We start from the raw sequence: 13,977 nt of genomic DNA, 5'->3' as shown, positions 1-13,977 counted from the left end.
TAAATCGAATAAGGGAGAATAGCCATGCAACTGACCATTAAAATGAAATTGATATTTTTATGTGCCATGGGACTCTCTTTATTAGCGGCAGTCTTGTCAATAGGGTTGTTTTTTAACCGGCAGATCGATACTGCACATAAACTACAACTCGATATTTCCATGATTGCCCAGCAAGTTCAGCAGGCAAGAATTGCAGAAAAAGCCTATCTGCAATTTTATAAAGAGGAGCATATCGAACGTTTAAACCAAACGGTCGATGCCGCTACCGGCAGTCTGCAGGAGGTTGCAGACAAAAGCGACCTGAGCCTGTCGGGATTTAAAACACTCCTTTTGGAATACAAATCATCATTTTCTCAAGTCGTCGGTTTACATCATGAAAATGACGATTTGAACGCTGAGATGATACAGCTTCTGGATCGTGTGACCGTTCTGGTCAACAAAGTGCAGGATGATATCCAGATGAGAGAGTTTGAGCTGCAGATGGAAGGAGAAAGTCTCAGCTCTGCGGAAATCAATCTGCTTAGTTTGACCCGCGATGCACGTAATCTTGCCCTGACATTGCGCAGCAGCCTTCAGCAATTCCTTTTGACAGGCGACCCGGCGCTGATCGATGGCTTTGCCACGCACCTGAAGGAAAATGGGTTGATGGCCCTTTCAGGGCTACAACAGTTCGCGACTTCAACCGGTCGTCCCGATTATGTTTCCACGGCTAACGGCTTCCGCAAGGGGATAGAAGGCGGTGCCGAACTGTTAAATCAGTCAAGGGACCTCTTTCTCCAAGAACAGACGACTGTTGCTTCACTTGACACGATTGGTGGCAATCTGAAATCAGGCGCTGAAGCGATGCTCCAGCAATCAGCGCAAATCATGCAACAGGAGAAAACTCAGGCTTTTACCTATATTGGGATTATCTCGGCCGTTGGGATTATCCTGTTTTTGATTGTTTCCATGCTGATCAATCGTTCAATTACGAAACCTCTCGGACAAGCCATTGACCTGGCGACGACGATCAAAAATGGTGATCTGTCTCAGCGCTTGCATCTGAAGACTTCAGACGAGGTTGGTCAGTTGTGTGCGGCTCTCGATCGCATGGCAGACAGTCTTGAAGGTAAGGCCGCTATTGCACAAAAAATTGCCCAAGGCGACTTATCGATGCAGGTGCCGCTGGAGTCGGACAATGATATCCTCGGAAAAGCCTTTCAGCAGATGATTTCAAGTCTCAACCAGTTGATAAGTCGCATCCATCTGGCTGGTGAGCAGATTGCTGCAGGTTCAGGTGAGATATCGAGTTCCAGCCAGAATCTGTCTCATGGGGCGACCACTTCAGCTAGTTCGCTTGAGGAAATTACCAGCTCAATGGCTGAAATGTCATCGCAAACCAAGCTCAATGCAGAAAATGCTGGACAGGCCAATTCGCTCGCTGATGAAGCCAAATCAGCTGCGGTACGCGGTTCGGAGCAGATGGAGGAGATGGTTCAGTCGATGGTGGAAATTAATGATGCCGGACAGAATATCTCCAAGATTATAAAGGTTATTGATGAGATCGCTTTTCAGACCAATTTATTGGCTTTGAACGCAGCTGTTGAAGCCGCTCGTGCCGGGCAACACGGTAAGGGGTTTGCCGTGGTCGCAGAAGAAGTTCGTAATTTAGCCGCGAGGAGTGCAAAGGCAGCCCAGGAGACCTCTGAGCTGATTGAAGGATCTGTTGAGAAAACGGCGAAAGGAACTGAAGTTGCTGGCCGAACGGAAAAGGTCTTGGATGAAATTGTCGCCAGTGTAAGCAAAGTTACCGATCTGGTTCAGGACATTGCGACTGCAAGTAATGAGCAGGCTCAGGGCATCTCCGAGGTGACGCAAGGTTTAGGACAGATAGATAACGTAACTCAGCAGAACACTGCCAGCGCAGAACAGAGTGCCGCTGCTGCGGAAGAACTCTCCAGTCAGGCGGAAGAATTACGGCATATGTTAAGCGAGTTTACCTTGCAGTCCAGCACTATCGGTTTTGCGGCAGCACAGGAGAGTAAAGATTTTGCTGCTGTTCAGAGTGGCATTGGCTGGGATGAATCAGGTTCGTAGTTGGATCTGAAAAATGATGAAAAAGAAAGGCCTGATGTAAATCACATCAGGCCTTTCTTTTTGTCGCTCTATTGCTCCTGGCTCTTAATCCAGTCGTCGATTTGTTGTGAGACATTCACTGGCATGTCGATAAACTTTAACCCCATCCCCGGTTCAAAGGGCAGAGATTTCCTCAGCGGCCGCCGCCAGACGACTTCACAACGACAACGAACAGTCCCACTAAGATGTTCAGGGAGTGGAATTTCTAAATCGATCTGCTCACCTTTAGCAAGCGGATTTGTTGTCGCGATAAACATCCCGCTTCGGCTGAGGTTTTTGCTGTAGCCAAAAAATACGGTCCGCTCGACATCAACGTGAACCTTTTGGACGATTAATGGCGCGCGTAGGTTTTTGCGTAAATCAGCTTGAGCTTTATCGCTATTGTCCTGCTCCGCACTATTCATGATTTATCCTTAATTATCAGTATATTACTTTATATGATATTTCATTGGGTGTTTGAATGCAATTCTTAAACACAAAATAACTGTTGTTTAACTCGACCCTGGTCGGGAAATTAGTTGACACCGTGACGGACGATGATAAACTCGACCGCGTTCGGGAATCTGGAGGTTAGCTATGGCAGGGATCAGAGAGCGAAAAAAAGCTGAAACACGCAGGGCGATCATTGCATCAGCCGTTCAGTTGTTTACCGAAAAAGGTTTTGATAAAACCAGCATTGAAGATATTGCGCGAATGGCCGGTATTGGCAAAGCAACGGTTTATACCTATTTTGCGACTAAGGACGAAATCTTTCTAACTTTCTGCGACGATGAGTTGCAGGAAGCCTTTACCCATTTACAAACGCCACAAAACGAAAGCATTAATTTAGTCGACCAATTGGTCGATTTTTTTATGCTTAAGTTCCGATTTGTTACCAAAAATCAGGAATTTGGTCGCCAGCTTTTGCGCGAGATGGTGTTTCCGAAAGTGCCCAATGGGAAGGCCAAAGAACATGATCAACGCTATTTTGACATTCTGGAAAATCTGTTTAGGGCAGCGCAAATCAGGGGAGAACTCGCCGAAAAGCACGACCTGTTCCTTTTGTCGGGACATTTTTTCTCGCTCTATTTGGGCGTCTTGGCTGGTTGGTACGGAGGCTATGTCGATACGGTGGAAGAGGTTGAAGAGGCGATGCGTAATCTCTTTAACCAAGTTTTTGAAGGGATTGGGATATGAACAGCCACAGCGTTGTCGGGTTTATTTTTTTACTGCTGGTTTGTTGCCCTGCTTATAGCTCTGCTGCAGGAGTTGGCCCTGCCAGTCTGCGCGAGTTGATTATTGTCGGGTTGCAAGAGAATATCGGTTTGCAGGTTGAGCAGCTGAATATCCCTGTGAGTAGTGAAGCGATTAGGATAAATGAGGCTGTTTTTGACCCGGAGCTGTTTGCCTCAGCTGGATTCACATTGTCCAAAACGCCGATCTCTTCGACTCTCAGTTCTGTTGATCGTAGCGACAGCGAACAAACAACCGCCCAGGTTGGACTGCGGAAAAAATACTATTCCGGTCTCAGCACCTCAATTTCTCTCAACTCAGAGTGGAGCGAGGATAATAGCCAGAGCGATGATCTCGATCCACGCTATCGCAGCTCTGTCAATTTGAACCTAACCCAACCGTTATTGCGCGATTTTGGTCTTGAGACCAATACCACCGGTCTGCAATTGTCACGTAATCAGTCCCGTCAAGCCTCGTTACTGCACCTGCTGCAGGCGCAATCCCTGGCTTTGCAGATTGAAGTTCTGGCCAGTCAAGCGGCTGGCGAAGCCGAGATTGTTGCGCTGCACTCCGAGGCGGTTGCCTTGGCTAAGGATCTTTATGCTGCTAATCAGCGCCGCTTTGATGCCGGAGTGATTCCGGTTTCCGAAGTACAGGAAGCGGAGACCGCGCTTGCCAATCGCGAACTTGATCAGTCTGTAGCCCGCCAGGTCCGTGAGCTGCATTATGAAGATTTGAAACGCCAGTTGAACCACCAGCTGCCGGTAGATTTTGATATCTCCATCTTGTATTCGTTTCCAGCGGATATCCGCACTCAGGATCTGCCCGACATCAATCATATCTTTGATGCAGCACTGGACAAAAACATTAGACTCCAGCTTGGAGAATTCGACATCCGTAATGCAAACATTCAGCAACGTTTCTATCAAAATCAAATGAAACCGCGGCTTGATCTGAATCTTCAGGCCGGCATCAATGGTTTGTCGGGTGATGAACGCAGTGCTGCTGAGGGTAGTCAATATGCTGGTTCCTGGGGCGAATCATTTAACCGCGCTGCTGAAGCAGACGGTTATCAGTGGGGAGCTGGTCTTGAGTTTTCTCTTCCGCTCGGTAATCGCTCGGCTAAATCCCGCTTGCGGCAGGCTGAGCTGCAACGAAAACAAAGCAATTATCGGCAACGTGATCTGCAAACGGAACTGAAGAGCGAATTGCAGCAACAAATGGTCAATTTGAAGCGGGCGTTTGAGCAGGTCAAGATTGCTGAACGTTTTGAACAGTTGTCGAAATTGAGCCTGCACCAGGAGCAACGCCGCCTGGATGAAGGCTTGTCTGACACCTTCCGGATGATTTTGTTCCAGAATAATATGATCAACGCAAAAATCGGCCGGATTAACGCCCTGATTCAATACTATATAGGTGTTGCCCAGTTGTCTTTCACTCGCGGGACCATCCTTGAACAGCACAATATTACTCTGCTGCAAGCGACAGAGGAGAACTCTTTTGAAACGATGTAACTATACGTATCGATTTGCAATGATCTGCTTACTGCCGTTATTGCTGTTACTGAGTGGCTGCGGCAATTCTGATCAGCCGGCAAACGCGACCATTGAAAGACCGGAGAAGGTCGTGCCGGTTGTTTTTGAGCTGGTCACGCTGACAGATTTGACCGAAACCTTCACCTTGCCGGCCAGCCTCGAAGCTTGGGAGGATCTGCTCCTCTCCGCGGAAATCGCCGGGCCGGTCAGGAAGTTTAATTATCAAGAAGGTCAGCGGGTCAAAGTCAATGCTGTCTTGCTGGAGATTGATCCGGAAACGCTGCAAAGCAATCTCGCCAGAGATGAAGAGAACTTCGCTGTTAGCAACAGGAAGCTGCAGCGTTACCGTCAACTGGCTGCCGAGGGGTTGGTCAGCGCACAAGTGCTTGATGAGCTGGAAAACAGTCTGACTGCTGCCGATATGGCGTTACGTTCAACCCGCTTGCAACTGGCTAAATGTTATCCGACCGCACCGATCAGCGGGATTGTCGACCTGCATTATGTTGATCGGGGAGAATTTGTTGATGTTGGAAAGCCTTTGTTGCGACTGGTGCAAATAGACAAGCTCAAGGCCATCGCAGATGTTCCTGAGAAAGATATTCCGTTTCTTAACGTTGGTCAGCACGTCGACGTTATTACGGCAAATATCAATCAGCGAACAGCCGCAATCGCGAAAGGGGTGATCGAGCATATTGCTTTTACCGCTGATGCTACGACGCGCACTTATCGGGCAAAAATCGCTATTGATAATTCCGCCGGAGATTTGCGGCCGGGCATGATTGTTCGGGCAAAATTTGTCCGTCAACAGTTGCAGCAGGTTATTTCTGCGCCGCTCTATTCGGTGCTTGATCGCGATGGGCAGAAGGTCGTGTTTGTTGAAGAGAACGGGCTGGCGAAGCGAATCAAGGTTGAAACCGGCAGTTCTGTCGATCAGCGCATTATCATCACCTCTGGTTTGCAGCAGGGACAAAAGCTGATCGTCAAAGGACAGCAACTGCTGCTCGATGGGGTAAAAATCAAGCCGGGGGAGAATTAACCGATGTTGATTTCCAACGTCGCCATTGATCGGCGCAGCACGGTATTTGCGCTGATGCTGATTATTCTGATTGTCGGCATTTACAGCTATATTGTGCTGCCGCGCGAAGCAACGCCCGATATCACGATTCCCATTGTTTTGGTTATTACGCCCTACGAAGGGGTCTCTTCGGCAGATATCGAAAGCCTGATTACCCATCCGATTGAACGGAAGCTCAAAGGGCTGAAGGACGTTGAAGAATTACGTTCGGTGAGTGCCGAGGGATCGTCGATGATCACCATCGAGTTCACGCCGGATGTTGATATCGATAATGCCCTGCAATGGGTGCGCGACAAGGTTGATCAGGCCAAGGGCGATTTGCCCAAAGACCTTGAAAATGACCCCTCCATTCTGGAAATAAACCTTTCGGAATTTCCGATTTTGTTGGTTGCTGTTTCAGGGCCGGTCGATGAAAACGTCTTAAAAAAAGTCGGCGAAGAACTTGAGGATCGTATCGAGCAGGTCACCGGAGTTCTCGACGTAGTTGTCACCGGCGGTCGAGAGCGCGAGATCCGGGTCGAGTTTGATCCGGACCGGTTATATGCCTATCGTATTTCTCTGAGCGAAGTAATCCGCGCAATTCAGCAGGAAAATGTCAATATTCCCGGCGGTAGTATCGATATAGGCGCAGGTAAATATCTGCTGCGGATTCCAGGTGAATTTACTGATCCGGATGAGATAGACAACCTGGTTCTGACCGAACGGGATGGCCGGATCATCTATTTTAAGGATGTTGCGCAGATTGTCGATTCGTTCGAGGATCGTACCAGCCGCGCCCGCTTAAATGCCAAGCAGAGCGTCACCCTGGCCATCAAGAAGCGCACCGGGGCCAATATCATTGAGGTCGCGGATCAGATTTTCGCTTTGCTGGAAATGGCCGAAGAGCAGATTCCCCCCGGCATTACAGTCGCGGTTACGCTCAATCAGTCAAAAGATATTCGCCGCATGGTTGGCGAGCTGGAGAACAACATCATCACCGGCTTGATTCTGGTGGTGTCGGTCCTGTTTCTCTTTTTAGGCCTGCGCAATTCAATCTTTGTCGCGCTGGCGATCCCTTTTTCCATGCTGATCTCTTTTGCCGTTCTTCAACTGATGGGCATTACCCTCAATAATGTCGTGCTGTTCAGCCTGATCCTGGCGCTTGGGATGTTGGTCGATAACGCCATCGTCATTGTGGAAAATGTCTACCGCCATATGCATGAGGGTCATTCCGGAGTCACTGCCGCCAAGATCGCAACGGCCGAAGTCGGTTGGCCGATTGTCAGTTCTACCTTGACGACCCTGTGTGCTTTTTTTCCGATGATCTTTTGGCCGGGAATCATTGGCGAGTTCATGCAGTACCTGCCGTTGACTTTAATTATAACTTTGACCGCATCATTACTGGTGGCTTTAGTTATTAACCCGACCCTTTGCGGTCACTTTATGTCGTTGGGAAAAAATACCAAACAGATAGAGCGAAAGCCTTCTAAGGTGGTCGACTCCTATAGTAAATGTCTGCAGTTTGCCTTGCTGCATCGTTTGTTGGTTGTTGGCGCTTCAATCTTCCTCTTGATCGGAATCATTATCGCCTACAGTTTTCTAGGTCATGGTGTTGAACTGTTTCCTGACATGGAACCGAATCGGGCTTTTGTCGAAATTAAGGCGCCGGAAGGGACCAATCTTGCTGCCAGCAATGAGCTTGCGACACGCGTTGAGGCTTTTGCCCTTGAAGAAGCCGATGCCCGATTCGTTATTACTGAAGTCGGTGTTTCCAGTAGTGATCGGGGTGGTGGCGACAGTGTGCAGTCGAACCTGAGCAAGGTGACCCTCGATTTTCTTGACCGTGACGATCGGCAGGAGGATTCACGCGATGTTCTGGATCGCCTCCGCCAGCGGGTCGCCCCGATGTCTGGTGCTGAGTTTAAGGTGGCAAGGCAAGAAGAGGGGCCACCGACCGGACCGCCAGTCAGTGTTGAGATCAGTGGTGAAGAGATCCGCGTGCTTGATCGACTGGTGTCGCAGTCAAAACAGTTGATCAAGGATGTCGATGGATTGGTCGATCTAAAGGATGACTTTTCCAAGGCAAAGCCGGAAATCCGCATTGATGTCGATCGCGAAAAAGCCAGCCTGTTGCAACTGACGACGGCAGAGATTTCCGAGATGGTCAAGGCGGCCATCAGCGGCACTAAACTCGGTGTCTATCGGGAAGGGGAGGATGAGTACGACATTATTGCTCGCATGCCGGAGCATCGCCGCACCTCGGTCGCCGATATTGAGAACCTGCTGGTGCCAGCCATTGATGGTTCGCCAGTGCCTTTGTCAACGATTGCCGATATCACCTTGAGTTCCGGCTTCGGTGCGATCCGTCATATCGATCAGAAACGGGTCGTAACGATTACCGCGGATACTTTTGGCCGCAACAGCAATGAGGTCTTAGCCGAGGTGCAGCAGCGTCTGGCCGACCTTGATCTGCCCGCCGGTTATCAGATCAATTATTCCGGCGAGCAGGAAGAGCAGCAAAAGGCGACGGTGTTTCTTTCCAAGGCTTTTATTGGCGCTATTTTGCTGATCATGCTGGTACTGATTACGCAATTTAATTCGGTTCTGCAGACTCTGATCGTTATGACCTCGGTGGTTTTGTCGCTCACCGGAGTTTTTCTCGGTCTGATGATCACCTCAACCCCGTTCGGTATTATTATGACTGGGATCGGGGTGATTTCTCTGGCCGGGGTGGTGGTCAATAACGCCATCGTGCTGATTGATTATATTAATCAGTTGGTAAAAGAAGGGATGGAGCTCAATGCCGCCTTGCTCAGGGCCGGTGTCGTTCGTTTTCGCCCGGTGTTGCTGACGGCTGTGACCACGATTCTTGGACTGCTGCCGATGGCTATTGGTGTCAGTTTTAATTTTAAAACCTTCACCTGGGAAATAGGTGGCGAGTCGGCTGATTGGTGGGGACCGATGGCTGTGGCCGTCATTTTTGGCTTGGCTTTCGCGACCTTATTGACCTTGGTGGTCGTGCCGGTGCTCTATTCCTTGGCCGAATCGGCGCGCGGGAAATTCTGGAGAACAAAAAACGGGTAATTTTCTCTTGACGAGTGTATCTATCTTTGTTAGAAAACCGTTCACGTTTATTGGGGCGTCGCCAAGCGGTAAGGCACCAGATTTTGATTCTGGCATTCCCAGGTTCGATCCCTGGCGCCCCAGCCATTAAAATAACAGGCTCCGCCTGTTCAGAGAATAACGGTTGTCCTGAGGGATGGCTAAAGAAAGGATGAAGTTTCGGCTTCATCCTTTTCTGTTTTCTGCCCGCCAAAAAAAATGCCGCTAAATATGTCCAAGCCGGTTGCTTCTCAACCTACTTTTCAGCTAGATTCAGCGCTCAGACTAATTAATCGCTTAAGGATGGACAGATATGCTAAACGTCGAACAACCTCTCGACCCGGTTGAGTACGGTTTCTGGTTACCGCCCGAAGGAATGACCCTGACCACGGGTCCCGATAATGAAGAAATCAGCGTTGCGCAGATTTTAATTCCCCTGCATGTCAAAGATCTGGAGGCCGCAGCTCAGCCATCGGAGAAAATGATCGGCGAGGGGCTGTACGATTACCTGCGGCGTTTCCCCGATTGTCCGAAAAACCAAGAATACGCCCAAATCCTCAAAGAGGCTTATCCCTTTTATCTTGCCGATCTCGGCTCACAGCTGATCATGCTCGATGCGAAGGAGGTCGATCCGGCCTTTATTCGGCGTAAAATTTCCATGCTGAAAATACTCGCCTTAGTCGATGCGGACAACTTTGCGCTGTTACAGAAAATCGGCACTGCTTACTTCGATTATGCGCTTATTTACACCGAGCTGATTAACGTCAAGCGGGAGCTCGGTGCGGCGCGACTCTGGTTGGAGAAGGCCAGACGCCTGCAGCCCGATGATATCGTTAATCTCAATTATCTGGCCCAGATCTGTTACTTTTCCGGGGGCTATCCGCAAGCCAAACTATATTGGCGGATTATTGCTGATAAGCTCGAAGAGGGTGCATCAAAGAGCGAACTTTTGGCACGTATCAACAAGATCGAGAATGGTGATCTACCAAGGCAGCCGCTGATCGATAGTCTTGAGGCGATTGGTATTGCTATGGAGCATTATCATATCAATGAATACGCTGACGCCTGCTTAATCATGGAAAGATTGGAAGAAGAAGCGACTCTGCCGACGGAATTGCCGAATCCTGAGTTTTTCTATTTTCTCGCTCTTTGTCGGGAAAAAGCAGAAAAACCGGCTGAGGCATTTGAGTCTTTTACTAAGACACTTGAAACTGATCCGCAGCATCAAGCTGCCCAAGAGGGACTTGACCGCATTTTGGCGGCGAATGAGAGGGCATGATGAGTAATGTAACTTTTGCTGATGCTTTGCTGATCCTGCTCATTTCAGTTCTCATTGGTGGGATTTTATTTATGGTCAGTCGGAGCAAGAAGAAGGTTTCCCCAAGCGCTGAAAAGGCATCAAGCGTAGATGGAGAAAATAATTAGCGCTAATCAGTTGATGATCATTGACAGACCAGCAACTTAGCAGTATATCAAAACGTTAGTGATTGCCCCATCGGGCGAATATAAACCCACACAGGAGAACACCAATGAACCCACTTGCTGTGGAATTGAATGAGCAGCTTAGCTCTATCAACCCGAACGTCCTCGACATGCTTTCCGATCTCGGCAAAAACCTATTTTTTCCTAAAGGTATTTTGACCCAATCGGCCGAAGCCAAAGAAAAGGCACACAAGTTTAATGCGACTATCGGGATTGCTACAGAGAACGGTGGCCCGATGTACCTGCAATGTTTTCAGGATAAACTCTCCGGTTTTGATCCAAAGGACATTTATCCCTACGCACCACCGGCTGGTAAGCCGGAATTGCGTTCGTTGTGGCGGGAAAAAATGTTGCGTGAAAACCCCAGCATGCAAGACAAGCATTTCAGTAATCCGATCGTCACCAACGCTTTGACCCACGGTCTTTCGATCGTTGGCGATATGTTTGTTGATGCTGGTGATCATCTGGTGTTGCCGGAGATGCTCTGGGGTAACTACAATCTGACTTTTGGCGTTTGTAACGGCGCCGTCGTTAAGAAATACCCGACCTTTACCGAGGCTGGTGGTTTTAACGTCGCTGCCTTCAAGCAATGCCTCAAGGCGACTGCTGCTGAAAAAGGCAAAGCCATCGTCCTGCTTAACTTCCCGAATAACCCCAGTGGTTATACCCCGACAGACGCCGAAGGCGCTGCGCTGGTCGCGGTGATCAAGGAAGTGGCCGAAGAAGGCTGTAACATCGTTGCTATCACTGATGACGCCTACTTTGGTCTGTTTTACGAAGAGTCGATGAAGGAATCTCTGTTCGGCAAACTGGCCAACCTGCATGAGCGTATACTGACCATCAAGCTTGATGGTGCCACCAAAGAGGAATTCGTCTGGGGTTTCCGCACCGGTTTCATTACCTTTGCCGGGGGTAGCAAAGAGGCACAGCCGGCGCTGCTGACGGCCCTCGAAAAGAAAACCATGGGTATCATCCGGGCAAAAATTTCCAACTGTCCGCACCCCTCACAGACCTTTGTTATCGAGGCCCTGCAGTCACCAGACTTTTTGACGCAAAAAGAAGAGAAGTTCCAGGTCATGAAAGGCCGCGCCTTAAAGACCAAAGAGGTTCTCAATACCGATAAGTACGACGCTGCCTGGACTTACTATCCCTTCAATTCAGGTTATTTTATGTGCCTGAAACTTAAGCGGGTTGACGCCGAGCAACTGCGGGTTCACCTGCTCGACAAGTACGGCGTTGGTGGTATTTCGATCGGCAAGACCGATTTGCGCATCGCTTTCTCCTGTATTGCCAAGGAAGACATTCAAGAGCTGTTCGATCTGGTTTTTCAAGCCGAACAAGACTTGGCCTAAGCACTCTTCCGTTTTTTCTAAAAAAGGCTCGCTTCGGCGGGCCTTTTTTTTTATGGATTTCGGCTTGATCTTAGTCTAGATTAACAGATATATATTGATTCATAGCTTATGCGGTGGGGATTATGGACCTATTCAAACAGCGGCTTAGCGGATTATTTGACAATCACCCGGAGCTGAAAAGGCTCCAACAGCAAGTTTCCAATGCCTGGTTGGTTGGAGGAACTCTCCGTGATTTGTTATTGAATCGACCCGTGGTCGATATCGATATTGCTGTCGATGGTGATCCTACTCCTATCGCCCAGGCCTGGTCTCATGAAGTTGGAGGTCGATGGTTCTGGCTCGATCCCGATCGCATGCAGAGCAGGGTCCTGCTCCCCAATCAATTGAGCGTCGATTTTACCCCCCTTAGAGCGCCAACCATTGCCGAAGATCAGGCCCTGCGCGATTATACGATTAATTCCCTGGCGCTATCACTACAGGGCGATCTCTCTCAATCCGTTCTCCTCGACCCGCTCGGTGGATTAACCCACCTCGAGCAAAACTGTTTGCAGCTCTGCTCGCTACACAGCATCCCAGATGATCCCTTACGCATGCTCAAGGGCGTCAGGCACGCAGTGACCTTGCGGATGGCATTGAGTGAGCTGACGTTACAGAGAATTAAAGCGCAGGCCGGTTCTATCGGCCAGATTTCTGGTGAGCGGATCAGGGATGAGCTGGGAAAAATCCTTTCAGCAGCGCAACCGGTTGCCGGTTTAAAACTGCTGCATGAGAGCGGATTACTGCATGAACTTTTCGGCCCTGGAAATGCTGGGTGGGATGCCGGGCAAACATTCGCGGCTCTGGAGCAATTAGACCTTGATTTGAACAATCTTGAGAGCGTACCTGATGATGAGCCTGCGGTTGAAGATCCCTTCAGTACCCGGGCACTCTTTCTGCTGGCGACCCTCCTGCGTGATTACGCCCCGGAAAATCTGCCTGCGCTGCTGCATGTAAAGCTGCGTCTGAGTAAACAGCAGCAGCGGATCCTGTCAAATCTACAGCAACAACCCCCGCAACAGTGGTTCGATCAGGTCGCCCAAGTCACGACCGGTAGACAAAAAGCACTGCTCGTTGAAGGAATTGGTTTTTTCCCCGATGAGCAATTGCTCTATTGGGCTGTTTATCGGAAGCTCGTCAGTCTGGATAAGGTCCATGATTTACTGCAAGCTTTTCGTGGCCAACAGCAGCTTGGACGGGTGCCAGACCTGTTAAGTGGTCATCAGCTTCGCGAACTGCTTAAGGGGCGTCCAGATAAAGAGATCGGCCTCTGGCAAGAGCGGGTCAAATCTGCCGAACTTACAGGAGAAATAACCACTGAGAGCGATGCTCGTCAGTGGTTGAAAAGTGAAATATCCGATTGACAAAATTGAACCTCAATCTCTATACTGCGCTCCACACATGCGGGAATGACGCAGCGGTAGCGTATCAGCTTCCCAAGCTGAGAGTCGCGGGTTCGAATCCCGTTTCCCGCTCCATAAAAATCAAGGACTTAGCCGATTCGGTTAAGTCCTTTTTTGTTTTCGGGGTACACTCTGGGGTACGCTTTAGGCTTTACGCTATAGAATTTATATTAAAGTTCAAAGCAGAAATAATCTACTTCCTGTAACTTGCCGTAATCAATAAAATTAATATATTGTAACTTTCCCTCCCCAGCTTATAATTTTTTTCATACCACACTCAAGACCGGTACTTAATCCAATAATAACAGATACTTAGGTGTGTTAAAAAGCTTGTCTCCGGCACCTAGCTGATATATCTTCTCGAACCGAAAGCGAGGAAGCCAACTGTGAACGCGACACAGCAGGCTTAATGGAGAAACTGGCTCAGTCGAGAACTCTTCGACTTACTTATTTAAGAGGAGATATTTTTATGCCTAAGAATCATTTCAGTCCATTTGCTACCCAGGACCGCCTAATGCGTTTGCCAGAAGTAATATTATTAACCGGCAGGTGTCGATCATCAATTTATGAAGACATGAAATGTGGGCGATTCCCAAAGCCGATAAAAATTGGACTACGTTCAGTAGCGTGGAGGCTTAATGATATTAACTCTTGGATCAGTAAATTGCTTGATGCTTGCTAGGAGG

General features: G+C 49.0%; 11 protein-coding genes and 2 tRNA genes. 12 read left to right on the top strand and 1 reads right to left on the bottom strand.

Annotated features, from left to right (window positions below):
• Positions 1-24 precede the first annotated feature (24 nt).
• Positions 25-2,076 (top strand): methyl-accepting chemotaxis protein, encoded by a 2,052-nt coding sequence (locus ACZ5PT_RS15425; RefSeq protein ID WP_464263916.1) that lies wholly within the window; start codon positions 25-27, stop codon positions 2,074-2,076.
• A 68-nt stretch (positions 2,077-2,144) separates the two neighbouring features.
• On the opposite strand, the gene ACZ5PT_RS15420 is transcribed toward ACZ5PT_RS15425, so the two are convergent.
• Entirely contained in the window at positions 2,145-2,519 is a 375-nt protein-coding gene (locus ACZ5PT_RS15420) for a PilZ domain-containing protein (protein ID WP_464263915.1), read from the bottom strand.
• Between the two features lie 172 nt (positions 2,520-2,691).
• Here ACZ5PT_RS15420 and ACZ5PT_RS15415 point away from each other — a divergent pair, with 172 nt between their 5' ends.
• From ACZ5PT_RS15415 to ACZ5PT_RS15365, 11 genes are all read left to right on the top strand, one after another.
• Positions 2,692-3,291 (top strand): TetR/AcrR family transcriptional regulator, encoded by a 600-nt coding sequence (locus ACZ5PT_RS15415; RefSeq protein ID WP_464263914.1) that lies wholly within the window; start codon positions 2,692-2,694, stop codon positions 3,289-3,291.
• Positions 3,288-4,841: a TolC family protein gene (locus tag ACZ5PT_RS15410; RefSeq protein ID WP_464263913.1), complete on the top strand. Its 1,554-nt coding sequence runs from the start codon at positions 3,288-3,290 to the stop codon at positions 4,839-4,841. The genes ACZ5PT_RS15415 and ACZ5PT_RS15410 overlap by 4 nt, the downstream gene beginning before the upstream one ends.
• On the top strand, positions 4,828-5,898 hold the full coding sequence (locus ACZ5PT_RS15405; RefSeq protein ID WP_464263912.1) for an efflux RND transporter periplasmic adaptor subunit: 1,071 nt from the start codon (positions 4,828-4,830) through the stop codon (positions 5,896-5,898). Before ACZ5PT_RS15410 ends, ACZ5PT_RS15405 begins: the two co-directional genes overlap by 14 nt.
• 3 nt (positions 5,899-5,901) lie before the next feature.
• Positions 5,902-9,000, top strand: coding sequence for an efflux RND transporter permease subunit (locus tag ACZ5PT_RS15400; protein WP_464263911.1), 3,099 nt, complete (start codon positions 5,902-5,904; stop codon positions 8,998-9,000).
• A gap of 51 nt (positions 9,001-9,051) precedes the next feature.
• Positions 9,052-9,126 (top strand) — tRNA-Gln (locus ACZ5PT_RS15395).
• Positions 9,127-9,331: 205 nt separating this feature from the next.
• On the top strand, positions 9,332-10,297 hold the full coding sequence (locus ACZ5PT_RS15390) for a tetratricopeptide repeat protein (protein WP_464263910.1): 966 nt from the start codon (positions 9,332-9,334) through the stop codon (positions 10,295-10,297).
• Entirely contained in the window at positions 10,294-10,443 is a 150-nt protein-coding gene (locus ACZ5PT_RS15385; RefSeq protein WP_464263909.1) for a hypothetical protein, read from the top strand. Before ACZ5PT_RS15390 ends, ACZ5PT_RS15385 begins: the two co-directional genes overlap by 4 nt.
• 104 nt (positions 10,444-10,547) lie before the next feature.
• A complete protein-coding gene (locus tag ACZ5PT_RS15380; RefSeq protein ID WP_464263908.1) occupies positions 10,548-11,852 on the top strand; it encodes an aminotransferase class I/II-fold pyridoxal phosphate-dependent enzyme in 1,305 nt (434 codons plus the stop codon).
• A 122-nt stretch (positions 11,853-11,974) separates the two neighbouring features.
• Complete coding sequence (locus ACZ5PT_RS15375; protein WP_464263907.1) at positions 11,975-13,252, top strand: tRNA nucleotidyltransferase/poly(A) polymerase family protein; 1,278 nt, start codon at positions 11,975-11,977, stop codon at positions 13,250-13,252.
• A gap of 39 nt (positions 13,253-13,291) precedes the next feature.
• Positions 13,292-13,366 (top strand) — tRNA-Gly (locus tag ACZ5PT_RS15370).
• A 334-nt stretch (positions 13,367-13,700) separates the two neighbouring features.
• Positions 13,701-13,973, top strand: a complete 273-nt coding sequence (locus ACZ5PT_RS15365; RefSeq protein WP_464263906.1) for a helix-turn-helix transcriptional regulator — start codon at positions 13,701-13,703, stop codon at positions 13,971-13,973.
• The last annotated feature ends 4 nt before the right edge of the window (positions 13,974-13,977 follow it).

This window comes from Desulfuromusa ferrireducens (genome assembly GCF_055389805.1).
This window is presented reverse-complemented; position numbering and strand designations above follow the sequence as displayed.